The 25,823-nt window shown below is 72.5% G+C and carries 20 protein-coding genes; 6 read left to right on the forward strand and 14 right to left on the reverse strand.

Translation table 11 applies throughout. The features are described from left to right. Positions 1 to 38: 38 nt before the first annotated feature. From J2S43_RS40425 to J2S43_RS40440, 4 genes are all read left to right on the forward strand, one after another. A complete protein-coding gene (locus J2S43_RS40425) occupies positions 39 to 2,051 on the forward strand; it encodes an AAA family ATPase (protein WP_306838532.1) in 2,013 nt (670 codons plus the stop codon). Between the two features lie 354 nt (positions 2,052 to 2,405). After that, complete coding sequence (locus tag J2S43_RS40430; protein WP_306838534.1) at positions 2,406 to 3,716, forward strand: NYN domain-containing protein; 1,311 nt, start codon at positions 2,406 to 2,408, stop codon at positions 3,714 to 3,716. Between the two features lie 104 nt (positions 3,717 to 3,820). Continuing rightward, positions 3,821 to 5,149: a hypothetical protein gene (locus J2S43_RS40435; RefSeq protein ID WP_306838536.1), complete on the forward strand. Its 1,329-nt coding sequence runs from the start codon at positions 3,821 to 3,823 to the stop codon at positions 5,147 to 5,149. A gap of 14 nt (positions 5,150 to 5,163) precedes the next feature. Beyond that, on the forward strand, positions 5,164 to 6,510 hold the full coding sequence (locus tag J2S43_RS40440; RefSeq protein ID WP_370881722.1) for a DUF2786 domain-containing protein: 1,347 nt from the start codon (positions 5,164 to 5,166) through the stop codon (positions 6,508 to 6,510). A 70-nt stretch (positions 6,511 to 6,580) separates the two neighbouring features. On the opposite strand, the gene J2S43_RS40445 is transcribed toward J2S43_RS40440, so the two are convergent. The 8 genes from J2S43_RS40445 to J2S43_RS40480 all read right to left on the reverse strand — a co-directional run bounded on the left by J2S43_RS40445 (position 6,581) and on the right by J2S43_RS40480 (position 18,361). After that, complete coding sequence (locus J2S43_RS40445; protein WP_306838537.1) at positions 6,581 to 7,636, reverse strand: hypothetical protein; 1,056 nt, start codon at positions 7,634 to 7,636, stop codon at positions 6,581 to 6,583. A 41-nt stretch (positions 7,637 to 7,677) separates the two neighbouring features. Next, a complete protein-coding gene (locus tag J2S43_RS40450) occupies positions 7,678 to 9,165 on the reverse strand; it encodes a plasmid pRiA4b ORF-3 family protein (protein WP_306838538.1) in 1,488 nt (495 codons plus the stop codon). Positions 9,166 to 9,192: 27 nt separating this feature from the next. Beyond that, positions 9,193 to 10,365: a TIGR02679 family protein gene (locus tag J2S43_RS40455; RefSeq protein ID WP_306838539.1), complete on the reverse strand. Its 1,173-nt coding sequence runs from the start codon at positions 10,363 to 10,365 to the stop codon at positions 9,193 to 9,195. After that, positions 10,358 to 14,557 (reverse strand): TIGR02680 family protein, encoded by a 4,200-nt coding sequence (locus J2S43_RS40460; RefSeq protein WP_306838541.1) that lies wholly within the window; start codon positions 14,555 to 14,557, stop codon positions 10,358 to 10,360. The genes J2S43_RS40455 and J2S43_RS40460 overlap by 8 nt, the downstream gene beginning before the upstream one ends. Then, a complete protein-coding gene (locus tag J2S43_RS40465) occupies positions 14,557 to 15,867 on the reverse strand; it encodes a TIGR02678 family protein (RefSeq protein ID WP_306838542.1) in 1,311 nt (436 codons plus the stop codon). The genes J2S43_RS40460 and J2S43_RS40465 overlap by 1 nt, the downstream gene beginning before the upstream one ends. After that, entirely contained in the window at positions 15,864 to 17,402 is a 1,539-nt protein-coding gene (locus J2S43_RS40470) for a TIGR02677 family protein (RefSeq protein WP_306838544.1), read from the reverse strand. Before J2S43_RS40470 ends, J2S43_RS40465 begins: the two co-directional genes overlap by 4 nt. A 92-nt stretch (positions 17,403 to 17,494) precedes the next feature. Further along, entirely contained in the window at positions 17,495 to 17,944 is a 450-nt protein-coding gene (locus tag J2S43_RS40475; RefSeq protein WP_306838546.1) for a SitI3 family protein, read from the reverse strand. 18 nt (positions 17,945 to 17,962) lie between these two features. After that, complete coding sequence (locus tag J2S43_RS40480) at positions 17,963 to 18,361, reverse strand: CdiA C-terminal domain-containing protein (RefSeq protein ID WP_306839776.1); 399 nt, start codon at positions 18,359 to 18,361, stop codon at positions 17,963 to 17,965. Positions 18,362 to 19,074: 713 nt separating this feature from the next. Here J2S43_RS40480 and J2S43_RS40485 point away from each other — a divergent pair. Then, complete coding sequence (locus J2S43_RS40485) at positions 19,075 to 19,419, forward strand: hypothetical protein (protein WP_306838547.1); 345 nt, start codon at positions 19,075 to 19,077, stop codon at positions 19,417 to 19,419. Between the two features lie 42 nt (positions 19,420 to 19,461). Here J2S43_RS40485 and J2S43_RS40490 read toward each other — a convergent pair whose 3' ends face one another. Continuing rightward, positions 19,462 to 20,958 carry a ricin-type beta-trefoil lectin domain protein gene (locus tag J2S43_RS40490; protein WP_306838548.1) on the reverse strand — a complete coding sequence of 499 codons (1,497 nt, stop codon included), beginning with the start codon at positions 20,956 to 20,958 and terminating at the stop codon, positions 19,462 to 19,464. A gap of 158 nt (positions 20,959 to 21,116) precedes the next feature. Here J2S43_RS40490 and J2S43_RS40495 point away from each other — a divergent pair, with 158 nt between their 5' ends. Next, the gene (locus J2S43_RS40495; protein WP_306838550.1) at positions 21,117 to 21,611 is read left to right on the forward strand and encodes a UPF0158 family protein; all 495 of its coding nucleotides are present in this window, start codon (positions 21,117 to 21,119) and stop codon (positions 21,609 to 21,611) included. An 8-nt stretch (positions 21,612 to 21,619) separates the two neighbouring features. Here J2S43_RS40495 and J2S43_RS40500 read toward each other — a convergent pair whose 3' ends face one another. From J2S43_RS40500 to J2S43_RS40520, 5 genes are all read right to left on the reverse strand, one after another. Then, positions 21,620 to 22,036 (reverse strand): type II toxin-antitoxin system VapC family toxin, encoded by a 417-nt coding sequence (locus J2S43_RS40500; RefSeq protein WP_306838551.1) that lies wholly within the window; start codon positions 22,034 to 22,036, stop codon positions 21,620 to 21,622. Further along, a complete protein-coding gene (locus J2S43_RS40505; protein ID WP_306838553.1) occupies positions 22,033 to 22,278 on the reverse strand; it encodes a FitA-like ribbon-helix-helix domain-containing protein in 246 nt (81 codons plus the stop codon). The genes J2S43_RS40500 and J2S43_RS40505 overlap by 4 nt, the downstream gene beginning before the upstream one ends. Before the next feature lie 325 nt (positions 22,279 to 22,603). Then, the gene (locus J2S43_RS40510) at positions 22,604 to 22,891 is read right to left on the reverse strand and encodes an Hsp20/alpha crystallin family protein (protein ID WP_306838556.1); all 288 of its coding nucleotides are present in this window, start codon (positions 22,889 to 22,891) and stop codon (positions 22,604 to 22,606) included. 323 nt (positions 22,892 to 23,214) lie between these two features. Continuing rightward, a complete protein-coding gene (locus J2S43_RS40515) occupies positions 23,215 to 24,780 on the reverse strand; it encodes a hypothetical protein (RefSeq protein WP_306838557.1) in 1,566 nt (521 codons plus the stop codon). A 139-nt stretch (positions 24,781 to 24,919) separates the two neighbouring features. Continuing rightward, positions 24,920 to 25,780, reverse strand: coding sequence for a ketopantoate reductase family protein (locus J2S43_RS40520; protein WP_306838559.1), 861 nt, complete (start codon positions 25,778 to 25,780; stop codon positions 24,920 to 24,922). Between the last annotated feature and the right edge of the window lie 43 nt (positions 25,781 to 25,823).

Raw genomic sequence — 25,823 nt, forward strand, 5'->3', positions numbered from 1 at the left:
TCTGCCATCGTGGGCGGCGTTGGCGTCGAGGAGGTCCGATGGAGAACGTGATGTCGCTGTACCACGAGGTTGCCGCCCGGCTGGATCCGGACGTCCGTGACCTCGTCCTCTCCGCCCTGCACAGCGACGAGGCCCTCGACGGCGTGCTGCGCGGCGGGAGTCCGCCTCCGGCGCCGGAGGAGGAGGCGGGGGAGGGCGGCGGGACCGGGCTGTTCCTGGAGTCCGTGATGGTCCGGGGCTTCCGTGGCATCGGTCCGACGACCTCGCTGCCGCTGGCGGCCGCGCCGGGACTGACCGTGATCACCGGCCGGAACGGCTCCGGGAAGTCCAGTTTCGCGGAGGCGGTGGAGTTCGCGCTGACGCAGGACTCCACGCGCTGGGCGCAGCGGCCCGCGGCGTTCCGGGGCGGCTGGCGCAACCTCCACCAGGACGGCGACGCCGGCGTCCAGGTGACGCTGCGACCGGAGCCGGGCGGTCTCCCGGTGACCATCCGCCGCACCTGGCGGGCGGGCAGCGCCGACCTGGCCTCCGCGGAGACGGTCGTCCTGCACGGCACGACCGCGGCGCCCGGCGGCCGGATGCCCGGGTGGGTGCGGCAGATCGACCGCTACCGGCCTTTCCTGTCCGCGCGGGACCTGGAACGGGTGATCACCGCGAAGCCCGCCGAGCTGTACGACGCCATTGCCCCGATCCTCGGGCTCGGACCGCTGACCGAGGCGGACAAGCGCCTGCACCGGCAGCGGAAGATCAGGGAGGACCGGGTCAAGAGCCTCAAGTCGGGGTACGTCGCGTTGCGCACCCGGCTCGGCGCGCTCGACGACCCGCGCGCCGGCCAGGCGCTGTCCACGCTCGGGATCAGCTCCGGCCACGCTGACCTGGAGGCTCTCGTGCTGATCGCCGGCGACGAGGTGGAGACCGGCGACGCGCGTGTCCTGGCGGCGGCCCGGCGGCTCACCGCCGAGGACCTGCCGGACCTCTGGCCAGTGCTGACCGAGCTGAACGATGCGGCCAAGGAGGTGGAGGCCGCGACCGGCGCCGAGAGCACCGCCGCGCATCGCGCCGCCGACCTGCTCCACCGCGCCCTCGACCTGCACCGGGAGGGTGGTGACCAACCCTGCCCGGTGTGCGGGTCCGGCCGTCTCGACGCCGCGTGGCAGAGTTCCGCACGCGCCGAGCTGGAACGGCTGACCGCGGCCGCGGCCTCGATCCGGGCCGCCCGCGACCGGCACGCGGCGGCGCTGCGAGCCCTGAGCGAACTGTGCGGTGACGTCCGTCGACGGGTGCTGCCGCTGGCCGGCGCGCTCGCCGGCGAATTGCCCGAGCCGGCGGCGGCGCTGCGCTCGGCCCTGAGCGCGATGTCCGGCGATCCGGCCACGGCACACGTCGGCTGGGAGGCGCTCGCCGCTGCCCACGCCCGGCTCACCGCCGCGGCCACGGACTGGCTCGGCCGCCGCCACGACGGGTGGCGCGAGCCGGGCGCGGCGATCCGCCGATGGGCCGACGACGCGCGGGTGGTGCGGGCGGAAGCGGCGGAACTGGATCGGCTGGTCCGGGCACGTGCCGCCCTGACCACCGCCGCCGCCGAGATCAGGACGAGCCGGCTCGGCGCGTTCGTCGCCCGGTCCGGCGACCTGTGGCGACGGCTGCGGCAGGAGAGCAACGTCGACCTGCGGCAGATCGTCATGTCCGGGACCAGCACCTCCCGCCGGGTCGAGTTTCCGGTCGCGGTCGACGGCGCGGAGACCAGCGCGCTGGCCGTCATGAGCCAGGGCGAGCTGCACGCGCTCGGTCTCGCCGTCTTCCTGCCGCGGGCCGGAGCCGACGCCAGCCCGTTCCGGTTCGTCGTCATCGACGACCCGGTGCAGAGCATGGATCTGTCCAAGGTCAGCGGGCTCGCCGAGATCCTGCGAGAGATGGCACGCGACCGTCAGGTGATCGTCTTCACCCACGACGACCGGCTCCCCGAGGCGATCACCCGTCTCGGCGCTCCGGCGACCACCTGGGAGATGATCCGCCAGCGCAGATCGGCGGTGACCGTGCAGCGACGCTGACCTGTCCCCGGCGCCGCTCCAGATCGCTCATCAACGGCTTCCTTCATCACCGCGCGGCCGGTCTCGCGCATCGGCACGCTCAGCGCGGGGTCCTGCGGTGTCCCCGCCGGGCGGATGGGCCCGGCCGCGGGTGGCCACTCGATCGGCCGCCGGTGCCGATGAGCCGGGCGATCCGCCATGAACGGTCCATTGGTTCCGCCGTGCGAACGTGACAGGGTTTCGGCATCCTCGCGGCATCGCCCCGGGCATCCGCACGAACGCCCGGCCGCGTTCCCCGTTACCGTGCATCGGCGCACGGTCACGGCACCGTCATGAGCACGATCGCTCATCGCCTGGAGGACGGAGGTCGGCCAGATGGGACCGGTACGTGCCGCGCTCTATCTCGATTTCGACAACGTGTTCAGCGGCCTGCTGAAACAGGACCCCGGCGTCGCCATGCAGTTCGCCGAGGAACCGGGCGGCTGGCTCGAACGGCTCGCCACCTCCCTGACCGTCGACGGCCCCCGCCGATGGCTGATCCTGCGCTGCTACCTGAATCCGAACGGATCGGTGCCCGCACCCGACCCGGCCCTCAACGGCCCGCGGCTCTACTTCTCCCGGTTCCGGCCGTCCTTCACCAAAGCCGGCTTCGAGGTGATCGACTGCCCCCGGCTGACCCACACCAAGAACGCCGCGGACATCAGGATGGTCGTCGACGCGCTGGACGCGATGCTCAGCCCGACCCGGTACGACGAGTTCGTCATCGCCTCCGGGGACTCCGACATGACGCCGCTGCTCGTCCGGCTGCGCGCGGCCGACCGCCGTACCACCGTCGTGTCACCGTTCGATGCGGCGGAGGCGTTCACCTCTGTCGCGGACCGCCTGGTCGGCAGCGAGCACCTCCTCGAACTCATCCAGGGCGAACCGGTCGAGGGCGACGACGACGCGCCCATGCCGACGATGCCGGCACCGCCGCCGCTCGCGGCGGCACCCGGCCGGGACGAGGCGCTCACGTCGTTCGGCGAGATCATCGCGACCCGGCTCGCGGCCGCGGACGGCCCGCTGAACCTGGCCTCGCTCGCGCACGACGTCCGCCGGCAACTCGACACGACGAACTGGTTCGGGTACGGCACCTTCGTCAAAGCGCTCTACGCCCTGCGCCTGCCCACGGCGCGCTACTCGTCCCTCTACCTGTGGGACATCAGCCGGCACACCGCCCCACCGGCCGGGGCGACCCTGGTGTCCGGAGGCGCCATGCCCGAGCCCGTAGCCCGCCTGTGCCTTCGGCTGGAGCTTCCGCGCCTGACCGCGCCGACCTGGGCCGCGATCTACGACACGCTGGCCGAGTTCGCGGGCTCGCACCCGTTCAACCTGACCGAGGCCACCCGGTGGTCCCGCGATCAGCTCGCCGGGCGTGGCATCGACGTCGGGCGCCAGGCGATCGCCTTCGTGACCCGGGGCGCCGCGTACGGCGGCTGCCCGCTCTTCCGCGTCCCGGCACCGTCCGCGGCCGAGATCGCCGACGCGTTCGTCAGCAACGTCCTGCAACGCGCCGAGGCCGCCGAGATCGCGCTCACCGTCGAGGACGAGCGGCTCGTGCGCGCGTGGCTGCACAACGACGCACCGCCGGAGAACGGCCGGGACGATGCTTCCGCGGCGGGGACCGGCCAGGAGGAGGCGTCGTAGCGGGAGGGCTTCCTGCGCAGCTTCCTCGGCGCCGGGTCGTCACCCTACATCCGGTCGGGGGACGTGCACGTCATGCGCTGCGGGAGAGGACTAACCTCGTCGCCATGCCCGTCTCACGTAAGCGGAGAAAGCCCGGTAAACCCGGCAAGGCCGTCGGACAGGGGCCGCGGAGCCTGCCGCCAGGGCTTCCTGAGCTGCGGTTCCCGGAGCCGGAGAATCCCGCTCGGGAACTGCTGGAGCTGTTCAGCGCGATGAAGGGCGACAAGAGGCATCCGCTCGACGACCAGCGCGTCGCTTCGGCGAAGCCGATGATGACGCGGCTGGTGAGTGAGCTCGTCGCGGACGCGGACGCGGACGGGCTGCCGGGCACTGATCTGGAGGACGCGCTCTGCGAGCGGTGGGGGCCGCTGCTGTTCGCGGCCGAGAACCGGGACGTGGCGGAGGGGTTCTTCGGGCCGACTCACGCCATGGAGGCGCTGATCAAGGCGGCCGCCGCGGCGGTCCGTGATCTGCCGGCCGGACCGGTGGAGTCGACCGGCGCGTGGCGGGTGTTCACGACGGTCGCGGGTGTCGCGCCCGAGACGCATCGGGAGCAGCTCAAGGCGGAGCTTCGCGACCTGCGGAAACGGAGGCGGCCGCCGGTGCCCGCACTGCCGGCCGGGCCGGTTCTGGCCGGTGACGTCCTCTGGGCCCGCGATCGGTACGGCAGCAGGATCGGCGTCATCGCGCCGTTCGCCACGGCCGGCGAGCCACGGTGGTACCTGTGGGACCTCGACGGCTGCGGAAAGCAGGTTTTCGCCGTCCACAGCGGTTATCACGCCACACCGGCCGACGCTCTCACCGAGTGGCGGCGCGGGGTCGGGGACGCCGCGGCGGGAGACGCGCAGTGGTCGGCAATCGACGATCCCGCCACCTTGGACGACGTGCTGCCCCGGCGGGAAGGGCTGTTCCGGATGGGTGGTGAACCGGCGGCGCAGTTCGCCGAATACCACCGGGGCCGGCGGCTCGCCGAGCTGGTTCGCGCGCGGCACCGGCGGCCGGAGCCGGCCGTGCCCGGCCTCGACTCGGACACCGCAGCCGAGGAGTTCGCGGCGTGGCTGCGGGTGCGCCGGCCGGACATTCCGGTGGACGGACTCGCGGAGAAGGCCAGGGAGCTCGCCGATTCGTGGCGGACCGAGGCGTCGAGCCTGTACGCCACGTTCTCCGCGCATCGCGTCGCCCTGAACGTCGCGCACATGCGCAACTTCTACACGGAGGACTATGTGGCGGAACTGGTCGCGTTGCAGCCGGATTGGATCACCTGGCTGGGCGAGCGGGCCGGCGCCGACATCGGCCTCGTGGAGCGCAGCCTCGCCTACGCGGGAGGCGCACCGTACCCGGGGATCGTGATGACCGGGCCGGACGCCGACTATCACGCCAGGGTCATCGAGTAACGGTCGGCGAGGTCATGGGAAAGAACAGTCGTGAGCGGCACAAGGCCAAGCGGAAAGTCGAGGAGGCGGCACGGCGGAGACAGGCCGCGGCGGCTGCGGCGGCCGGTGATCCGCTGGGGCTCTTCGGCGCGCCGCGCATTCCGAGTCAGCGTCAGATCGCCGACGAGCTCATCGATCAGGCGGTGTACGCCCAGCACACGGAGGACTTCGCCGAGGCCGGACGCTGCCGGATGCTGCTGGTCGACGGCCCCGGCGGAGCGGCGGGCATCCAGGTCGTCAACCGGGCGCTGTTCGACAAACTCCTCCGCGACGTCGAGAACGCGTGGCGGCGCGGCTGGCAGCCCGCGGAACTGGTCCGGGCCGCCCGCCGCGAGCACACCGCCCGGCACGCCCGTCTCCTGGCCGATGTCATCGCGGCGTGCATGCGGCGCTATCCCGCGGCGACGGTCGACCATCGATGGTCGGCGCAGCTCACCGCGATGGACGCGCGGGTGTGGTGGGAACACGACGACCACTACGTGACCACCTGGGGCGAGACGACCGGCCTCGACCGGGCTGCGGTGATCGCGCTCATGATCGACGTTCGGCACCTGCTCGGCACGATGCCGCCGGTCGAGCCGGTCGGCCCGATGCCCGGCGACGCCCGGTCGGCCGGTGCGCCGATCCCGGCCGACATCGACCAGCGCATGCTCGACCGGATCCGGGCGCTGCTGGCCAAGGCGGAGTCGACCGAGTTCCCGGAGGAGGCCGACGCGTTCACGGCCAAGGCGCAGGAGCTGATGGCGCGCTACCGGATCGACCATGCGCTGCTCGTCGCCACGACCGGAGGCCGCGAGCAGCCGGTCACGCGGCGGGTCACCATCGACAACCCGTACGAGATGTCGAAGACGCTGCTGCTGCAGGTCGTCGCGGAGGCCAACAGCTGCCGTGCGGTGTGGATGAAGCGGTTCGGTTTCACCACCATCGTCGGCTACCCCACGGATCTGGACGCGGCCGAGCTGCTGTTCACCTCACTGCTCGTGCAGGCGACGAGGGCGATGGTGCGGGCCGAGCCGGGCACCGACGAGCGTGGGCGCAGCATGATCCGCTCGTTCCGGCAGTCGTTCCTGACCTCGTACGCGTCCCGGATCGGCGAACGGCTCCAGACCGCCACCGACGAGGTCGGCCGGGAGATGGGCACCGCCCAGCTGCTGCCCGTGCTCGCGGCCCGCGACGACGCGGTCCGCGACGCGTTCGAGAAGCAGTTCCCCGACATGGCCCAGCAGGCGGCACGGATCAACAACCAGGCGGGCTGGGCATCCGGCCGAGCCGCCGCCGACCAGGCGTCACTGCACGGCGGGAAGCCGGTGGAACACGGCTGAACGAGCGGTCGTCTCTGCCCGCGGTGGCTTCGGTGAGGCCTGTTCACGCGACGACGGTGCTCGGTGTGGGTCAGGCGAGACCCCGGTCGGTGACGACCCGTTGTGCTGCCTTCGGCAGCGGTGCTCCGATGTCGCGGGCGAAGGTGAGCATGTCGTGGTGGCCCGGCAGACGTTCCAGGGCGGCGAAGATGAACGTGTGCGCCGCCTCGGTGGCGCCGCGTCGGTCCGCGAGACGCGCACGGAAGAGGTCGAGTTCCGGGCCGCTGAGCGCCGGGTGTTCCGTCAGCCGGTCGAGGACGTCGTCCGCCTCGGTGTCGGCCAGCCGGTCCAGCAGGAGGCCGTGCCATTCCGCGAGATCCCCGGCGCGCCGGGACCGCGCGTAGTCGGCGTACTGTTGCGTGCTCCGGTGCGAACCGGTGGTGGGGAGCCGGTCCAGCGCGTCGAGGTAGTGCCGGGCGAACACCGGCCAGTGATCGGGGATGACCAGCATCCCGGACGCCACCTCGGCGAGGGACTTCTCCTTCTGGCTCGTCGCACCGAAACCCTGCCGGGTCCAGCCGTGCCGGGACTCCCAGCGCGCGAGCTGCGGTGCCGCGCCGGCCGCGAACGAGGCGAAGCCGAACCTGTCCCGCCGATGCCCCCACAGCAGCGCCACGGCGTCCGAGACGACGAACCGGGCGGCCTCCATCGGATCGTCGGAGCGGAAGTATTCGTAGTAGCGGGTCTCGCACGCCAGGTCGATGATTTCTTCCAGGGCGGCGGCCGCGTCGTCGGGTTCGGGCATGCGCAGCCCGGCGCGGGCGTCGGCGGCGAGCCGGGAGAACTCCATCCGCCACTGGCTGCGCTTCTTCGGAGACACGCTCCGGTCGCCGCCGATGTATGAGCCGGCGCGAGCCATCTGGGTGAACCGGCTGACCTCCGCGCGCACCAGGTGGGGCAGGACCGCTTCCGTGGCCGAACGCTTGGTGGCCGCGGAAGGCGCGGGCTCGAGTTCCGCCTCGATCCGCTCCCGTACCGGTGCCGCACCGCGCCAGTAGACGGTCCACAGCACGGTCTTCAGCCGCTGTTCGTCGAGCGAGGCGAGCTTGCCGAAGAATTCGTCGCGATTCATCCGGTGCGCGGGCATCCCGCGATGCTATCGGCCGGCGGGAGCCGTGCCGGGCCCGGTCACCGGGTGATCGGAATCTTGGCGAGCTCGCGGTTGATCCCGTCGAGGTCGAAGGAGGCCGGGTCGAAGTCGGCGGCGGTCTCCAGCCCCAGCTGCGCCAGGTAAGCCGCGTGTTCCTCGTGCGCCGGGTCGCCGAGGATCTCCGACATGTATTCGTACCCCCACACCCCGCCGCAGTCCTCCGGCGGGCCGGCCCGCCGGCCGGTCACGCATCGCGCGGTGGTGCTGCCGGCCGGGGACGCCAGCACCTCCTCCACGAGCAGGTCGTGCCGCCAGTCGTCGCCGAAGTCGTAGGTGTAGGCCAGCCGGTCGCCCCGATGCGGGGCCACGTCGGCGAGCTTCTTCGCCGCGGCGCTGCGATGCCCGAGCTCCGGATCCGGAACACCGTATTCCGCGTTCCGGCCCTCGAAGACCCACATGTGGTAGTCCTCCCAGCCGAATGCGACCTGAAGCACCAGGTGCAGGCGATCCAGCCGGATCGTGGAGGGCACCTCGATGCGGCGCCAGATCGGCGGTTTCGTACCGCGCAGGGTGACCTTGAGGCGGTGCACGGTGCCACGTACACCGCGCGCCGCGGGCGCCGGAACACGAGCCGGGGCCGGCGGCGTCGACGGCCGGCGGATCCGGGCGACACGGTTGCGGACCAGGTCGAGATGGAGGGCGACATCCTCGATCTGGTCGTCCTGCTCCGGGCAGGGCGGCTGCTCCAGAGCCCGCCGCAGGATCGTGGCCGCCTCCGCCGGGGTGAAGTCCCGGAACACCACGCCGGGCAGCATGGCGGCCTGCCGGTAAGCGTCCCGCATGGTGGCCGGGTCGGGCGAGACCCAGCAGTCCTTGATCCCGCCGCCGAGGCTGTGATCGATCAGCACGACGAGCGTGTGCTCCCGCCGGCCGTACCGGAACGTCACCGCGACCGCCTCCTGGAAGCCGGTCTCGTCGCCGTGCCCGAAGGCGTCGACTACCTTGAGGGCGCCGAGGTCCTTCACCCACGGCCGGTCCTTGATCCCGGTCGCGGCCAGCCGGTCGGCGGCCGCCGCCAGCGTGGGCCGGACCGGCTCCGGCGCGGTCACGGCCAGTGCTCGCAGCATCGCCAGGGCCACCGGGCCACCGTGCTCCACCACCTGGCCGGACAGTCCGGAGAGGATGTCGGCCAGACCGGCGTCGTCGGCCCCGTTCGAACCGGCGGCGACCCGCATCGCGGCCAGGAACTCGTGCCCGCTCACCTCGGCGCTCAGCGCGTCGGCACCCCGCTCGGCCAGCGGCGCGAATCCGGCGACGAGGTTCGCGACCGCGTCGTCCGGCCCGGGGAGCAGCCCCGCGTCGTTGAGCTGCGCGATCACCTGCTCGCGGTCGGCGGCGGTGCCGTCGATCAACTCGAGGATCTGCGGCGGCATCCCGGCCTCCACCAGGCTGCGGCGTAGCTCAGCCGGGTCGTCGGTGCCGTCGCCGTGCGGTCCGGATGCGGTCGGAAAGGGAGCCTCGGCCATCCAGGGATGGTTTCACAGCCGCATTCGTCACCGGGCGGCCAGGTCGGTGAGGAGAGTGTCGAGCAGGCGTTCCTCCATCACCGCTCGGCCGGCCTCGTGCATGAGTGTGCGCAGTTGCGGGTCCCACGGTGTCTGTGCGGGCAGGCCGGCGAGGGGGATGCCCGGGACGGAGGCCGCGTAGTCGGCCGCCGTCATCCGCCACGGCCGCGCGCCCGGATAGCGCGCCAGCGCGGCACCGGTCAGCCGTACGCCGGTCCAGTCGAAGTCGTTGCGCCAGTGGATCGCCGTGTCCGCGGCGGCGTGCGCGAGCAGGGCGTGAACGGCCGCGGACGGGACGCCCTCGGTGCAGACGAGCGGCCGTGTGGCCCGGCCCGCGGCGGCGCGGAGCACGGCCGGGTTCTCACAGACGAAGACCTCGGGGGTACGGAGGGTGAGCGCGCCGATCCGCAGCTGGTGCAGCGTCACCCGGAACGGGACGTGCGCCGACGCCGCCGAGGTCAGCCATTCGCCGAGCACGCTACCGGCCGCCGGTAGGTTGAGCACGAGTACCTGGCTGGCCAGGTCGTCCGGGACGACGCCGGCCAGCTCCCACAGGGCTCGCTCCTGTTCGGCACCCGCCGGGACCGCCAGCGCGTGCCACGTCGCCAACGCGCGCAGCACCAGGCCGCGTACCGGCCCGTCCACCAGCGCCTTCGTGTCCGCCAGCACCCGTTCGGCGAAGACCGGCATCGGCTCGTCCGCGGCGGGCAGGGCGTCCAGCACCGCCAGCACGTCCGGAAACGGCAGGCCGCCGCGGACGATCCGGGTGAGCGTGCCGTCCCGGCGCATCCCGTCCAGCCACGTCTCGAACCAGGCCTGGCCCGAGTGCCGGCTCTCCGACGCCAGGAGCAGGACGGCGTCCCGGCCGGCCGTGTCACGGGCCCGTTCGCCGGGCCGGTCCCGGAACGGGCCGACCACCGAGGCCAGCCCGTGGCCGTGCGCGGCCCGCAGGTGTTCGTCGAGGTCGGCGAGCCGAACGCTGACCCGGGAGACCCCGGCGGGCCGGTGCACACCGGTCACGCCGATGACCACCAGCCGTTCCGCCTCGTCCGGCGCGGTCAGCGAGATCGAGCCGGACAGGTCGCCGCCGGTGCGTTCCAGGCTGCGGCGGGCCGCGGCCAGCAGTCGCCGCCACGCCGGATCCGAGAACAGGTCAGCCAACGGGTGCCCGCCGGGTCTCCGGGGAGCCGAGCGCCCGGGCCAGCGTGCCGTCGAAGTCGGCGACGTTCATCCGGCCGTCCCACACCAGCAGCACGGTCGAGACCGCGTGCTCCACGGTGGAGTGCGACAGGTCGTAGTGCGCGGCACCGGTCACCGCCGGATGCGTGGCCCACAGGTCGTACCCGGTCATGAACAGGTCCAGGTCGAACTGCTTGGCCAGCGACATCAGCTCGCCGCGGCCGGTGTCGTCGACGCCGGCGAACGCCTCGTCCAGGCCGAGCAGCCGGGGTGCGTCCGGGCGGGCCGAGCCGAAGAGCGCGTTCGCGGCCGCGAACAGCGGCAGGTGCAGCGACACCGACTGCTCGCCGCCGGAGAGCTGGCTGTGCCGGGCCCGGGTCAGTGGTTCCGTGACGCCGCCGGGCCGGTGCAGCGTGAACGCGAACGTCCGCCACTGCCGGTAGTCGAGCACCTCGGCGAGCAGGTCCCGGTACGGCTTCTCCGGCGCCTGCGCCCGCGCCGACTTGATCCGCGCGGCGAAGTGCCGGCGCAGCGTGGTCAGCTGGGTCGGGCCGAGCCGGGCCGGGTCGCGTTCGAGGAGCTTGCAGACCTCGCGCTGCTCCGGGTCGAGGTCGTCGGCGAGCCGCCAGCCGACGCCGACGGTCAGTCCGGACGACATCCGCCGGGCCCGCATCTGCGCGTCCATCGCGTCGACCAGGTCCCGGGCCTCGATCGTGCGCCGGTGGATCTGCCCGGCGAGCTGGCCGAGCAGCGCGTCCTCGAACACCCGCTGTTCCGCGTCGGTGAGCAGCTGCTCCTGGTCGCGGCGCTCGGCCGCGATCCGCTCGGCGAAGTGCGCGACCGGCGTCAGGCCCTGCTCGTCCGCGACCCGCACCACGATCACGCCCTCGTCGGTGTCCCACTCCGGCCGGTGGTCGAGCCCGGCCCCGGGCAGCTGCGCCTGAAGCTCGGTCAGCGCGGACGTGAGCCGGGTCGCGCTCTGCTTCAGCGACGACTCGGTCGGCGTCAGCTCGCGGGCCGCGGCGAGCACGGCCTCGTGCAGCGTGATCACGGCCGGATCGAGGTCGTGGTCGCCGCCCTCCGCGACCGGCCAGCGCAGATCGGCGGGGGCGCGGATCAAACCCAGAAGATCACTCTGCGCGTACGGACGCAGCCGCACCGCCTCGTGCCGCGCCTCCGACACCGCGCGGGTGACGGCCTCCGCGCCCATCTCCGCCCGTGTCGTGGCCCGGGTCAGCGCGTTCTGTGCCGCGGTCAGCGCGGCGCGCGCGGCCGACAGCGTCGTCTCGGCGGCACCGATCGCGGTCTCGGTGCGGGCCACCTCGGCCAGCACCTCGGACGCCTCCGCGCCGATCGCCTGCCGCAGCGTCCGCAGCTCCTCGTCCTTCTCCGCGTGCCGCTGCCGCGCCTCGTGCGCCGCCTCGACCGCCGTGTGGTGCCGTTCCCGCGCCTCCGCGTACCGTTCCTCGGCCTGCCCGGCCTGGGTAGCGGCGCGCTCGGCCGCGGCGTGCGCGGCCTCCAGCCGCAGCCCGGCCCGGTCGAACCGGTCCACCGCGGCGGCGACGACGTCCACCGTGTCCGGTGGCAGGTTGCGATCGGCGACGACACGGCGCAGCGCGGACTGGGCCGCGGCCCGCCCGGCGGCGGCCGCGTCGAGCCGGTTCGCGGCGGCGACCGCGGCCTCCCGGCGCACCCGCAGCGCGGCGGCGGCCCGGTCCACGGCCCGCTCGGCCTGCCGGATCGCGTCCAGCGAGGGCAGCGCGGCCCCGGCGCGGTCGACCGCGGCGAGCACCTCCCGTGCCGCGTCCCGGGCCGCGTCGATCTCCGCGATCTCCGCGTCCAGGGCCGCGAGCCGCCGGTCGCACTCGGCGATGCGGGCGGCCCGGCGAGCGGCCCGAGCGGTCGCACCGATGAATTCGGGCCGTTCCTTGCCGAACCGGCCGGTGCCGGAGCCCTGCGCCCACCCGCCGTCCGCGCTCACGCCCGACGCGCCGGTCAGATCGCCGAGCGCGATCCCGGCCAGCACCTCGCCGATCCGCGCGACCGGCACCGCGTCCTGCTCCTCCGCCAACAGCACGTCCGCCAAACTGGGACCGGACACCCCTGCGCCGGCACGCAGGAAGGCGTCGAACGGCTCGGCATCCACGGAGGACGCGGCGGGCTGACGGGCCTGCGCCTCGAAGCCTGAATGGCCCGGGTCGTGCGGCGACAGCCAGGCGTCCAGCAGCCCGGCCGCCTCCAGCGCCGCCTCGATGCCGGCCGCGTCGATCTCGGGCACGTCGTCCGCGAACCGGACCAGCCGCCACAGCGGCGCACCCGGACGCCCGTCCCGGACGGCCGGCCGGGTCGGTGACGGCGGCGGGGCGTCGTCGTGTTCGGCGGCGATCCTGTCCCGTTCCGCCGCGACCTCCTGCCGGTGGTCCCACCGGCCGTCGCGCCGCGCGGACAGCGCCGCCAGCTCGTTCTGGCGCACGGCGACCGGCGGTGCGACCGCCTCCGCGTAGAGGTCGCGCAGCGAGGGCGGATAGGACGTGCCGCTCGTGCCGGGTACCGCAACGCCGCCTGGGACGGCCACCCCGGCCGGGCCGGGCGCGTCGTGCCCTGCCAGGTTGGCGGCGGACCGTCCGGCCGCGCCGCCGGCGTCACGTGCGTCGTCGTCGGCCGGGCGCAGCGACGCCGCGAGCGTGTCCGGCAGCGCCGGCAGGTCCAGCCCGGACAGCAGTGTCGCGTGATCGGCGCCCCAGGTCCGTACCCTCGCGGCGGTCTGGTCCTGGGTTTGGAGCAGCTCGTCGGTGGCGTGCTGTTGCTCCTCGGCCGCGGTCTCGGCGGCGTCGCGGGCCGTGCTGTCCGCCTCGGCGGCGCGCCCGTGCTCCCGTTCCGCCTCGGCCAGGCGCTCCCCGGCGGCCCGGACCGCGCCCACGTCCGCCCGCCGCGCCTCGGCCCGCGCGGACAACCGCACCGCCAGGCCGTCCGCGTGCGAGTCCTCGGAGCGCCAGTCGATCCCGGCCGTCTCCGCCTCCGCGGCCACCTCGGTGGCGCCGCGACCGGCCGCCGACCGCGCGTCCCGGGCGTCCGCCTCGGCCCGCGCGGACTCGTCGCGGCGCCGCCCGGCCGCGGTCTCCTCGGCCGTCACCGCGGCCTGCGCCCGGGACGCCGCCGCGGACAGATCGTGCACGTGCCGTTCCAGGTCGGCGAGCTGCTCGTGTGAGCGGTACGCGGCCGAGCCCTTCAACCGTTCCAGGTGGGCGCGCAACCTGCCGGGCTCGCCCTCGGCCGCGCGATGCCGCTCGTCCGCCCCGGCGACCGAGACCGACGCCTCGGACGCGGCCGCCTGCGCCTCGGCCAGCGCGGCACGCTCGGTGTCCACGGCGGTGCGGCGCACGGTCAGCGCGTCGGCCGCGGCACGCGCGTGGGTGCGCAGGTAGGTGGCGTACACGGACAGGAACGCGGTGGTCGCGCCGTCCGCGGCGACCAGGCCCTCGAGGGTACGGGCGACCGCCTCCATGTCGTCGAACGACCGCGCCGCCTCGACGAGCAGGTCATCCTCGACCGGCCGGAGTCCACGTTGGAGCGTCCGGGACAGCTCGACCGGGTTGAGATCCTTCGCCAGCTGCGGCTTGCGCAGTGTGAGCACCAGGTCGAGCAGCTGCTCGTAGCGGGCCGGGCCGAGCCCGAACAGCCGCGCGTCGACCAGATGCCGGTACTCCTCGGCCGAGTCGCGCACCGCGTCCGCGCCGAGCCGGTCGATCAGCTCCTTGCGGGACACCGGCCGGTCGTCGGAGTCCAGCAGCGACAGGTCCACGCCGACCCGGCCGTCCGCGACGAAGTGCCAGCGGGTCACCCGGTCGTTGTGCCGGTGCGCGCGCAGCCCGATCCCGATCGTCACGTGCCGGACGCCGTCGCCGAACTCCATCCACACGTACGCGTGCGCGACCTCCTGCCCCCGGTAGAGCAGGTTGGACTTCATCGTCCGGTCCTCGCCCGCGAACGGGTTCAGCCGGCGCGGCTCGATCCGGCCGTCCAGCACGAACGGGAACAGCACCTCCAGCGCCTTCGTCTTGCCGGAGCCGTTCGGGCCGCGCAGCACCAACCAGCCGTCGACGAACAGGAACTCCTCGTCCCGGTAGTCCCACAGGTTGATGATGCCGGCCCGGGTCGGGGCGAAACGTGCCATCAGAACAGCGTCCTCTGCTTCACCTGGGCGACCGTGTTGCGGTAACGCCCGATCAACGGCCGCGCCAGCACGCCGCCCGGCACCGGGATGACCGCACCGAAACGGGCCAGCAGCGCGACCGCCTCGGCGCGCAGCCGGTCCGGATCGGCGTGCCAGGCGGCGCCGAACGCGGAACCGAAGCGGCTCAGGATCTCCGCGGTCGCCTCGCGCAGGAACGCGTCGGTGACCAGCGGGAGCTTCGACTCCTCGGCGTCGTCGATCTCATGTGGACTCTCGTGCTCCACGATGACCGTGGCGGCGGGCAGGCCGGCGTCCGTCTCGCGCACCAGCCGGATCTGGTCCTCGTGCGGGTCCGGCGCGGTCATCCGGCGGGCGCGGCGGCCGTCCGGATCCTGCACCCGGTCGGCGATCTCCACCGCGAGCAGCACCGCGGCCTGCGCCACCGAACCCGTACCCGGGAAACGCTCGGCCGACCAGCCGGCCGTGTCGACCAGCAGCACGCCCTCGGACCGGCGTTCCAGCCGCAGCCCGGTCAGCCGGGCAAGGTCCGCGGGCAGCGCCTGGCCGCGCAGGTGGTTGCCGACCTCGACGGGCACGTCCGTGTAGTAGACGACCGGGCGCTCCACCACCGCGCGCCTCGCCGCCTGCGCCGCCGCCCGCCGCTCCGCGTTGCCGCTGGCCGAGGCGGTGCGTTCCAGCAGCGCGGACACCGACTCGATGTGCTGCAGCACGCGCGGCGGGCGGAACAACGACAGCACCGCGTCCCGGGCGATGTCGTAGAGCGCCTCGCCCGCGCCCGGATCCGACGCCCACGACGCGCTCGAACCGTCGGCCAGCCGCAGCACGCCACGCTCCTCCAGCCAGGCGACCGCGTCCACGAACGCGCGCCGGTCCCCGCCGGTGTCCGGGTCCAGGCCCAGGCCACCGATCCGGTTCGCGTCCCCGGCGACCGCGTCGGCAAGCTCCGACAGCGTGATCTGCACGCCGGCCCGCCCGAGCACGGCCAGGCACAGCGACAGGTACGCGTACCGGCGCCGGTCGAACGGGCGGCCGGTCCGCGACAGCGCGGGTCTGTCCGGATCCAGGCCGTCGCTCGTCCGGACCAGGCGCGCGGTCGCGCCGTGCAGCTCCAGCCGGTAGCCGAACGCCTCCGCGAGATCGGCCCGCAGCTCCGCGGAGAAACGGCGTACCCGTGGCAGGGCCTTCTCGTCCGGCCAGGTCGCGGTGATCAGCGGATGGCGCAGCAGCAGCCGGACCGCACGCTGATAGTCACCGAGCTCCAGATCGGAGACGGCGGCGGCGAACCTCATGCTGCCGCCGTGTGCGCGGCCGGTGTGACGGTCAGGGCGTAGCCGTCGAGGTGCAGCCGGCCCTCCTCGGTTTCCACCGTGGCGAATCCTGCTCGCGGAGTCAGCGTCAGGCGAACCCCGAACGCGGCCGCCGCCAGCGGTTTGTCGCTCTGACCCGGCTTCCTGGCCGCCAGCGCGATGTCCAGCAGCCGGCGCAGGGTCGTGGTCTGCGCCGCGTCGAGCTTGTCGTCCGGCCCCGCGTGCATCAGCCGGCCCGCGGCCTCGGCCTGGGCGCGCTCCTCCGCCACCTGCTGCTCACGCAGCACCCGGCGCGACGACTCGGCCCGCTCCACCCGCGCCGGGCGGCCCTTGCCCTGCCCCGGCATCCGCCCGGTCTGCACCAGCGACCGGGACAACTCCACCGCCGGCGCCTCCCACCAGGAGAGCCGGCCGGCAATCGCCTCCGGGTCCGCGTGCGCAACCCCCACGTGCCGCGGCGCACCCAGGCCGAACACCACGTCGAAGAGCGCGTGCGCGGACTCCTCGGAACCCGTGCCCGCGAACCAGGCCGCCAGGTGCCGCAACTGCGACTCCCGGCTCACGCCACCCCGCCGCGCTTCGGTCACCCGCCGCAGCAGCGCCAGCACGTCCCCGATCGCGGCCATCGTCGCGCCGGACAGCCGTTCGGCCTCGCTCGGCGTGTCCTCTTGTGGCGGTGCCAGCCAGGATCGCAACCCCGCCCACCGGCGGTGCCAGTCGGCCAGCCGCTCCGCCGGCGTGGCGAAGAGCCGCTCGTCCGCCTCGGCCGCCGCCTCGATCATCCGGTCCAGCCCGGTCGCCTCGACCTCGAACACGGCCTCCCGCAGCCGCGGCGTATACCGCTGCAGCTCGTCGTGGAAGTCGCGCAGGTGCGACAGCAGCGCATCCTTGTGGGCGAGGAAGACCTCCGGCCGTACGTCGTGCGTGCGACCGAGGTCGCCGAGCATGTGGTAGAACCGGGCTGCCCGCTCGGCCACGTCAGCCAGGGCCCGGTCCAGCCGGTTGAGCTTCCGATAGACCTCTTCCGCGTCGCCGGCCGTGTTCGCGTGCGCCAGTGCCTTCAGATCGGCCAGCAGATCAGCGAAGACGAGCCGGGACAGCGTGCTGTCGTCCAGCCCCGCCGCGAGGACGCTCTCCACGGCCCGATGCGCCCGGTAGCCGGCCTCGGTGAACTGATAGACCGAGTGCCGATTGCGGTACTCCGCCAGCGTCGCCGCCCGCGCCCCGTCCTGGCTTCGGTCCAGCACACCCCACTCGACCAGCGCATCCAGCAGCCGCGGCAGCTCCAGCGTCGCCGGATCAGGGCACTCGGCGTGCGTGCGCGCCAGCCCGCTCAGCGTCGCCGACACCTCGGAGGTGTGCAGCACCACCTGATAGCTGGACCGCGCCGCGTCGAAGGCCCGCAACACCCACAGGTACGCCAGCCGGTTGTCCGCGGTGACATATCCGAACAGCCGCATCCGATCATCCAGCCCGAAGTCGTCCAGCCCGAACGACCCCAGCGCACTGCTTGGCATCGGCCCACCCTATCCCGCCCTCGGTATCGGTCGCGCACACCCGGTCCGGGTACGGTCGGCCGACGGAGGCCTGCCTTGCAGAGCCCGGCGGCTCAGCCTCGAATGATGTCGTTGACCTCGGCGTAGTTCTCCCACCAGACGGCGCGACGGTGCTTGACCGGTAGGCCGCCGAAGCGGGTCAGCAGCAGCCAGTTGCCGTTGAGGATCAATGCCGCGTCCTCCGGTCCGGTATCGAGCACGCGGCCGACCACAGTCAGCATGTGCACAAGCGCCCGGTCGGAGTCGGCTTCCTTCTCCATCCGGAAGGTGAGCGCGACGTAGGACTCCGGCTCCCACTCCCAGAGGCCGTCATCCGACTCGGCGTCGAAATAGCCGTTCCGTGCACCACGTACGGCCAGCTCGAATCCGTACCGCTGGTATAGATCGGCGGTCAACAGCGGAGGCGTTCCGGCAGGGCGCTCCTCCTGCCGCGGAAACGCCCGCTCGGCCACCTGCTCGACCGGAGGCTCAGCCGCCAGAATCAGGCGGTACTCAGTCGCCATGGATCACACCTTTGAGTTTCATGATTTCGGAACAATCTGAATGATCTCGCCCGCAGGGGTGATGGCCTTCAGCTCCTTCAGATTCTCGACGGGCCAATCGTCGAATTGCTTCTGCAGCTTCGCCATGTCGCCACGCCAGTCTTCCAGGTTCAGGACGACGCGCTGGGTCTGCTCGTTCGCCACCTTCTCGTTCACCTCGAACCCGATGCCGCGCGCTCCCTTGTTCTCCGACGGCGAGTAAGCATCGAATACTCGTCCTTCGACCAGGTAATCGGGCTTCGACGTCGGCCGGCCCGCGTCGCCGGAGTCCTGGCGGGCCTGAGCGACCTCGGCGGGGGTGGGGTTCTGTGTGATGTCGTAGCCCTTGTCGGCCAGGATCACGGCTCCCGAGTTCTCCCTCTCCAGGGAGCGGCGCACATCCGCGTCCTCGTTCGGCCGGATGCGAGTGGGCGGGCCGCTCGGCGTGCCGCCCGGTTCACCGGACGGCTCGGTGACCAGATCGGGATTCCGCCCACCGGAGCCATCGTCCGGCTGGTTCTCCCCGTCGCGTCCGTCCCCGTCGCCGTCCGAGCCGTCGTCCCCGCCACCCTCGGCACGGTTGTCGTCACCCGCGCCACCGGTGTCGTCACCGCCGTCCCTACCGGTGCCGCTCCCGTCCTGTTCCGGGGAAACGCGCATTGGAGACTCAGCCGTGCCGTCCGAATCGGCGCCCCCGCCCGGGCGGCCTTGTCGCGCCTCCTTACCGGCGATGTCCTGCCCCTCCGAGACGCTTCCAGCGTCGGTCCTGGCGGGCCTGCGACTCCGGGTGGGGCCGTTCTGATCGGCGTCTCCGTCGGCCCGACCCGGACCGGCGTCACCGGAATCGGCGCCTGGCCCTCTTGGTCTTGCCATCCGAACCTCGCAGTTCGTCGATGAGAGCTGAAAGCCCTGGTAGGGGCATTGAACTCCGTATGCTAGTGGGCGATCACCACACGCCCGGGGCCTTCGTCATGCCCGGCAGTGCATCTACACGGTGTCGCCACGCCGACGAGGTGCGGGCCGGCCCGTGGAATCCGCAGCGCGGTGGTAGGAATGGCTAGTACAACGGTGCCACGATGGTGCGCAGCTCAGAGGAGCGACGAGGAGCGACGGTGAGCGACGAATTCGGGCTGGCCGAGTCGGTGATCGAGGTGCTCGACGAGGACGGGGATCTCGCCGCTCTGCAGATCGTGCTCGACGACGGGTCCGCGCTGGTGTGCACGGTGTGGACGGACTGGTCTTTGCGGACCGACCGGCGGCCGGACGCGGCGCTGCCGGACTACCTGTGGCCGCCGGAGTCATACACCTGCCGGCCGCTCACCGGCGGCGGGCGGCGGATCGTCGCGCTGCGGCCGGAGACCGACGAGGCCGGCGAGCGGTCCGGGCTGGAGGTCGAGTTCGAGGGCGGACACCGGATCACCGCCCGGTCCGTCGGCGGTGACCTCGTCCTGACGTAGCTGCGGGACGGCAGACCCGCCGCCCCGCCGCTGCGCCACGACTCAGCCGCGGCGCCACTTCTGGTTGGCGCCGCCGTGGCAGTCGAAGAGGATGAGGCGGGCGCCGTCGTTGCTGTTCCAGTCGACGACGTCGACGCACTTGTTGGCCTGGGGGTTGACCAGGTCGCCGGCGCCGCTGAGCACCCATTGCTGAGCGGGGTTGCCGCTGCAGCCGGCGAGCTGGATGACCGCGCCGTTGGCGGTCGAGCCCCACGCGACGTCCATGCACAGGCCGAGCGCGCGCACCGTACCGTCGCCGGGCCAGGTCCAGTTCTGTGCGCCCGTGCCGTTGCAGGTCCACAGCTGCAGGAACTGCCCGTCGACCGCGTTGGAGTTCGGCACGTCGATGCACTTGTTGGCCAGCCCGATCAAGCGGCTGCCGGAGCCGCCGGTGGTGGTCAGTGACAGGCCGTAGCGGGACAGGATCTCGTTGACCGGCTGGTAGATCGTGGTGCCGCCGGAGGCGCAGTCGCCGCCGGCACCGGACGTGACGCCCTGCGCCTGGTTGCCGGACAGGAACGAGCCGCCGGAGTCGCCGGGCTGGGCGCACGCGCTGCTGGAGACGAGGCCGTAGACGAGCTGGCCGGAGTAGTTGACCGTGACGTTCCTGCCGGTGATCGTGCCGCAGCGCCAGCCGGTGGTCCGGCCGGAGCGGCAGACGGACGCGCCGACCGCGGCCTCGGTGGAGCCGGCGACCGTGGCCACGCCACCGCCGTAGTTGTTCACCCACGGCTGGGACACCCAGTTCGCGTTCGTCTGCACCCAGGCCAGGTCGTCACCGGGGAACGACGAGCCGCGGAACGTGCCCTGCGCGACGCCGCTGCCGGCGGTGGTCGCGCCGACGCCGCCGCAGTGACCGGCGGTGACGAACCCACCGGCGACCGCGAACCCGACCGAGCAGAGCACGCTGTTGTTGATCACGTACTGGTCGCCGCCGCGGATGTCGTAGACCGGCCTGAACGCGTTCCCGCGCACCGACGTGACCGCGTCCGGCGGCAGGCCTGCGGTGCGGGCGAACGCGGCGGCCACGGCGCCGGACGCCGCCGTGATCGTGACCGTGTTCGTGACCGGGTCGACGTACCAGGAGTGGACGCCGGTCCCGGCGGCGGAGGTGTGCCGGGAAAGCGTCGCGGCCAGCGATTCCAGTGTGGCGAGGCTGCGCGCGACGACCGCCGGCGTGGCCCCGGCCGCGCGGACGGTCGCGGCGCGCGCCGGGTCGGTGATGCCGGCCATCACGGTTCGACCGTCCGCCGCGATCCATGTGCCCGCGTAGTCACGGCCCAGCGTGCTCCGCAGGCGGTGCTCGATCGGTGGCGCCGCGGCCTCGGTGACCAGGCGCGCGGCCAGTTGCGCGCCGTCGATCCGCAGGTCCCGTCGCATCGCGTCGACCTGCCCGGCCGCGAGATCGAGACCGGCGGCGGCCGACGCCGGTGCGGGCAGGGTGGCGAGCAGGCTGCCGCCGAGGACAAGGCTCAGGAGCGCACTCAGCTTCCGTTTCATCTCCGTACCTCCGGGTTTCGGGGTGGTGAGAGCGCTCTCTGTTAAGAGAGTTTACGGATAATCCGCAACCCGTCAATATCTAGAAACGTCTATTTCGGCCGCGTGGGGGAAGGCGCACCGGCCGGAAAGGCGGCAAAATCAAAGGATCAGGACCACATGTGGGTACGGAGGACGCGGTGCTCGACCCCAGCAAGATCGACCTGCAGGAGATCGCCGTCGCGCTGGAGGACGGATCGGATCATTACGAGCGGCGGTGGCTCATCGACCCGAGCACCGGCGAGCTGACCCTCTGGTCGTCCGACACCGGCATCGACGGTCACAATCCGATCGACCTCGACGAACTCGATCACCTGATCCCGATCGACCAGATGTCCTCCCGCGTCGCCTACCGGGACATGGCCGACTTCGCCGCCGCGCTCAGCGACGAGCGCGAGGCCGCACAGCTGTCCCGCGCCCTGGACGGCCCCAAGCCCTTCCGCCGGTTCCGCAACGAGATCCACCAGCGCCTTCCGCACCTGGTCCCGGTCTGGAACGCGTTCCAGCAGCACCGCGCCAACGGCCACGCCGTCGAATGGCTCTACGACAACAACCTCATCGACGAGCCCACCTTCGACCGCTACCGCGCCGATCACCCCGACCCGGACGTCCCCTGACGGGGCCGTCAGGGCTGCCAAGGATCGAGAAGCGCGATGCCCGTGTCGGTGAAGTCCTTGATGTTTCGGGTTGCCAGGGTGGCCGGCCGGGAGTTGCAGATCGCGGCGATCTGAGCATCGGAGGCGCTGATCGTCCTGCCCAACCGTTTCCGGTTGGCGGTGATTTCGGCATATGCGTTGGCGGCTGCCAGGTCGAACGGCAGGATCTGAGCCGGAAAGGCCGCGAAAATCTCGTCCGCTGCCTGCTGGAGGTCGTCCTTTCGTCGTCCCTGAGGCAAGCAGGCGATGCTGTACCGAATTTCAGCGACGGTGATGGTCGTTGTGTGAAGGCCTTCGCTGGAGTTCGATCGAAGCCACGCGACAACAAGAGGATCCGGTGCCGGACGCATGAACTCGGAGACGACGTTGCTGTCGAGGACGATCATTCGGGCAGGTTCACTTCGCGTGTCTGGTCGGAGCGAGCCGGGAGCTCGAGATCATCGACTCCGCCGAGTTGGGAGAAGCGCTGCAGGAGAGCGCTGAAGAGTTCCGTCGGCGGTTCATCGGCGACTGCGGCGGTCAGAATCGCCCGAACCTCCGCCTCCATCGAACGACCGTGCCGTGCGGCGCGGAGCCGGAGGCGGTCCTTCACCGAGTCATCGAGGTCTCGAATACTGAGCGCTGCCATCGTAGTTGCTCCTATGCCGCCCGGAGTTGCTAGCAATGCTAGCAATGCTAGCGCTGTTGCGCGGCGGGGTGAGTTCATGGGAGCAATCCACATGATGGTCAGGATCAACGATCTAGCCGGGCGACCAACGGATTCTCCTCGCGCTGATGGCCGCCAGCGTGGTCGTCTTCACCTGGCTCGGCCTGATCATCGCCGGCCGGCTGGCCGCGACCGGCGTGGCCCCCGGATCGCGCTGGTCGACTGGTTAACGCCGCGGAGCGCCCGCGCTGCGTCCTGAACAGCGAGAAGGCCCGCGAATCGCGGGCCTTCTGCGATGTGGGTGAGGTCAGGACCGCGTGATGGCGGCGGTCTTCGTGCTCTCGATCACCTGGCCGCCGGTGTTGATCTCGATGCGGCGCGGCTTGGCCGTCTCCGCGACCGGGATGGTCAGCGTCAGCACGCCGTCCTGCCAGGTCGCGGCGATGCGGTCCAGGTCGAGGCCGTCGCCGAGCGTGAGCCGGCGCTCGAACGTGCCGGTGGCGCGCTCGCGGCGGAGCCACTGCACGTCCGCGTCGGTGCGCGGCGACCGCTCGGCGCGGATGGTCAGCACGCGCCCGTCCACGTCCACCTGCACGGAGCCGGGGTCGATGCCGGCCAGGTCGCAGTGCAGGACGAAGTGGTCACCGGAGCGATACAGGGTCCATCGGCATCGCCATCGCGGTGCCTCCGCCGAACATCTGACCGGCCATGCGGTCGAACTCGCGGAAAGGATCGAAAGTCAGCACCACGGAACCCACCTCCTCGAGGTCGCCCGCCGGGCCTTCCGGCGAGGCGTTGTGGCGCTCGGCTAACAACCAATTCTGCCGAGGAGCTCACTGCGCTGGGCAGCGGCTACGTATATTTTTCTAGCACTCCTCCCCGAGGAGTGCCAAGCGGTTTCGGCAAGATTTTTCCGGCCTACCGACGGCGCTTCTTCGGGCGGCGCGCCGACACCGCATGCGGGCGTGCCGTGAGACGCCGGCCGCCGTAGGTCTCGGCCAGCGCGCGGTGCTCCGGGTCGTCCGTGCGGGCCGCGAGCGCGCGCAGCTCCGCGCGGGCCGCCTCCGGACGGTGGTCGCGCCAGCGGGTCAGAAGCGGCGCGGTGATCGACGGCGTGTCCGCGGCCAGCGCCACCACCACCTCGGCCGTCTCGTCCAGCAGGTCGTCGATCGTGGGGACCTCGATGCCCATGCCGCGCAGATGCGTCTGGAACAGCGCGGTGCCGAGCGCGGTCATCGACGTGCGGGACGCGTCGTGCCGGACCGCGCCGAGCAGGTCCAGCTGGGTGAGCAGGCGCTCGACGTCGTTGTCGTGGACCCGCGCACCGGCGCCGAGGCCGACGCCGCCGCGATCGTCCGGGTCGAAGCCGAGGAACTCCTCGACGAGACCGCCGACGATCTCCCCGAGCTCGTCGGCCTCGATCGGCCGCTGCGCCAGGTACATCGCCATCAGCAGCGCGAACGTGAAGTCGTCCGAGCGGAACGGCACGATCGAGTTGAAGTACGCGGGCGGGCAGACGGCCCGGCCGATCCGGAAGAACGCCTCGAACGCGCGCTCCGCCGCGGCCACCGGATCCTTGAGCGTCTTCGCGGCCGACTTGACCGGCAGCAGGCGCCCCTTGACCACGCGGACGAACCGCGCCTCCTTCGCCCAGGCGAACAGCAGGCTCGTCTCGTACAACTCCTCGCTGCTCGTGGTCTTGAAGGTCTTGTCACCGATCACCGGGTTGAGCACGTCCTTCAGCCCGAACAGCGCGATCAGCTCGGCCGTGTCGGCGAGCTTGAGGTTGCCCTTCGGGGTGAGCGCGCGCCCGTCACCGACCCACTCGGTGAAGCGGAGCAGGCGGGACAGCGTGACCGATCCGGCCGCCGCGTCTACCACCGTCTCCCGCGGCGGCGGGTCGATCGGCGGCAGCGCGGGCGGCGTCTCGTCCTCGTCGGTCAGCTGGTTGCGCACCACCTTCGCCAGCACGGCCTCGTCGTAGGGCACCCTGCCGGCCTGCACGTCCGCGATGAACGAGTGCATCGCCTCGTGATCGTCGAGGTTGATGCCGGCGTCCAGCATCCGCATCGACCAGAACTTGGCCGGGCCGAACCGGGTCTCGTCGGCCATCGCCGCGTCGAACTCGCCCTCCAGCCCGCCCAGCGTGGTGTGCAGCACGGCCGCGTCCGCGCACTTCGCGTCCGCCAGGTCCGCGTCGAACAGGAAGTCCACGAACGCGTGCAGCGTGGGGATCGTCGCCGACCACTCCCGGGTGGTCACGCCCCGCGGGAAGTACTCGATCAGCGCGAACCGCAGATCCTCCGGCCGCCACCGCCCCAGCAACCCGTCCCCGACGCTCCACCGCTGCTCGATCAGCACCTCGGCCATGAACGGATCGACGTCCCTGCGCGCCCGGCGCGCCCATCGCTCGAACGTGCCGACCAGCCGGTCACGTGCGGGGATGAACTCGTCCTCGGGTGCGTCGGTGAAGACCATGCGCATGGTGGAGAACCGTACCGCTCGCGGCGGCCGGATGCGCAGACCGATCCTTTGATCAAACGCATGTTCCCGCTTCCGGCGTGGTCGCGTCCCCAGTGCTCCCGCGGGCACCGGTCCCGCCGTGGTCGCGTGAGAAACCGAACTACCGGGCGCGCAGCTGCTCGGCCAGCACCTCGTATTCAGCCGTCGCCGTGAGTGAGGAATCGGCGAGGCCGCTGTGCGCGGCGGTCGTGCCGCGCAGGAAGCGCCGCAGCACGGGCACGAGCAAACCGTCCGGCAGCGTCCGCAGCGCATCGAACGCGCGTGGGACCGGCGGCGCGGGCAGCGCGGCCAGGTTCCGTCGCATGTGGTGAAGCATGTCGCGGACCGCGGCCGGGTCGGCGGCCAGCGCGGCCGGTCCGCCCGCGGCGTGCGCGGCCTGCCCGAGCGGCACCGCGAACGCGGCGTGCGTCCGGAGCCGGGCGTTGATCCGCGGCTCGAGCCGGGCGGGGAACCCGGCGGTGCGGAAGGCGCGCGCGATCCGGTCCAGTCGCGGAGTGGCACGGCCGTCGGGCTCGCCGATCGGCACCGGGTAGGCGCGGGTCAGCAGGCTCGGCGCGCGGTAGCGGACCACGTCGCCGGCCATCGTGCCGCCACCGGTGGCGAAGCCGAGCAGCACCCGGTCGCGGCCGAGCGCCGCGGCCAGCGGCGCGGCGCCGGCCGCCCAGTTGAGCAGGAACAGCACGTCGCCGTGGAGGGTGGCGAGCGGCTCCAGGATCGCGGCCACCTGGTGGGCGCGGACGAAGACGGTGATCAGGTCGTAGTCGCCGGCCGGCGTCTCCACGACCGGCACCGGGACCTGCCGGACGACCGGGCTTTCTCCCTCGGCGAGCCGGACGCCGTGCCGGCGCAGCGCGGCCAGGCGCTCCCCGCGGGCGAGGAGAGAGACGTCGTGGCCGGCCTCGTGCATCCGGACGGCGAACTGGGTGCCGACCACGCCGGCGCCGTACACGAGCAGCTTCATCATTCCTCATTCATACGTTCGTTTGATTCAAACGAACGTATAG

It is taken from the genome of Catenuloplanes nepalensis (genome assembly GCF_030811575.1).
GTDB classification, from domain to species: Bacteria; Actinomycetota; Actinomycetes; order Mycobacteriales; family Micromonosporaceae; genus Catenuloplanes; species Catenuloplanes nepalensis.

What these genes read in the sequence shown, in the direction of transcription:
- J2S43_RS40425 (WP_306838532.1), top strand. Translation starts at nt 39, where the DNA reads ATGGAGAACGTGATGTCGCTGTACCACGAGGTTGCCGCCCGGCTGGAT.
- J2S43_RS40440 (WP_370881722.1), top strand. Translation starts at nt 5,164, where the DNA reads ATGGGAAAGAACAGTCGTGAGCGGCACAAGGCCAAGCGGAAAGTCGAG.
- J2S43_RS40450 (WP_306838538.1), bottom strand. Translation starts at nt 9,165, where the DNA reads ATGGCCGAGGCTCCCTTTCCGACCGCATCCGGACCGCACGGCGACGGC.
- J2S43_RS40515 (WP_306838557.1), bottom strand. Translation starts at nt 24,780, where the DNA reads ATGCGCATGGTCTTCACCGACGCACCCGAGGACGAGTTCATCCCCGCA.
- J2S43_RS40445 (WP_306838537.1), bottom strand. Translation starts at nt 7,636, where the DNA reads ATGCCCGCGCACCGGATGAATCGCGACGAATTCTTCGGCAAGCTCGCC.
- J2S43_RS40435 (WP_306838536.1), top strand. Translation starts at nt 3,821, where the DNA reads ATGCCCGTCTCACGTAAGCGGAGAAAGCCCGGTAAACCCGGCAAGGCC.
- J2S43_RS40465 (WP_306838542.1), bottom strand. Translation starts at nt 15,867, where the DNA reads ATGAGGTTCGCCGCCGCCGTCTCCGATCTGGAGCTCGGTGACTATCAG.
- J2S43_RS40430 (WP_306838534.1), top strand. Translation starts at nt 2,406, where the DNA reads ATGGGACCGGTACGTGCCGCGCTCTATCTCGATTTCGACAACGTGTTC.
- J2S43_RS40490 (WP_306838548.1), bottom strand. Translation starts at nt 20,958, where the DNA reads ATGAAACGGAAGCTGAGTGCGCTCCTGAGCCTTGTCCTCGGCGGCAGC.
- J2S43_RS40520 (WP_306838559.1), bottom strand. Translation starts at nt 25,780, where the DNA reads ATGAAGCTGCTCGTGTACGGCGCCGGCGTGGTCGGCACCCAGTTCGCC.
- J2S43_RS40470 (WP_306838544.1), bottom strand. Translation starts at nt 17,402, where the DNA reads ATGCCAAGCAGTGCGCTGGGGTCGTTCGGGCTGGACGACTTCGGGCTG.
- J2S43_RS40505 (WP_306838553.1), bottom strand. Translation starts at nt 22,278, where the DNA reads ATGGCAGCGCTCAGTATTCGAGACCTCGATGACTCGGTGAAGGACCGC.
- J2S43_RS40460 (WP_306838541.1), bottom strand. Translation starts at nt 14,557, where the DNA reads ATGGCACGTTTCGCCCCGACCCGGGCCGGCATCATCAACCTGTGGGAC.
- J2S43_RS40475 (WP_306838546.1), bottom strand. Translation starts at nt 17,944, where the DNA reads ATGGCGACTGAGTACCGCCTGATTCTGGCGGCTGAGCCTCCGGTCGAG.
- J2S43_RS40500 (WP_306838551.1), bottom strand. Translation starts at nt 22,036, where the DNA reads ATGATCGTCCTCGACAGCAACGTCGTCTCCGAGTTCATGCGTCCGGCA.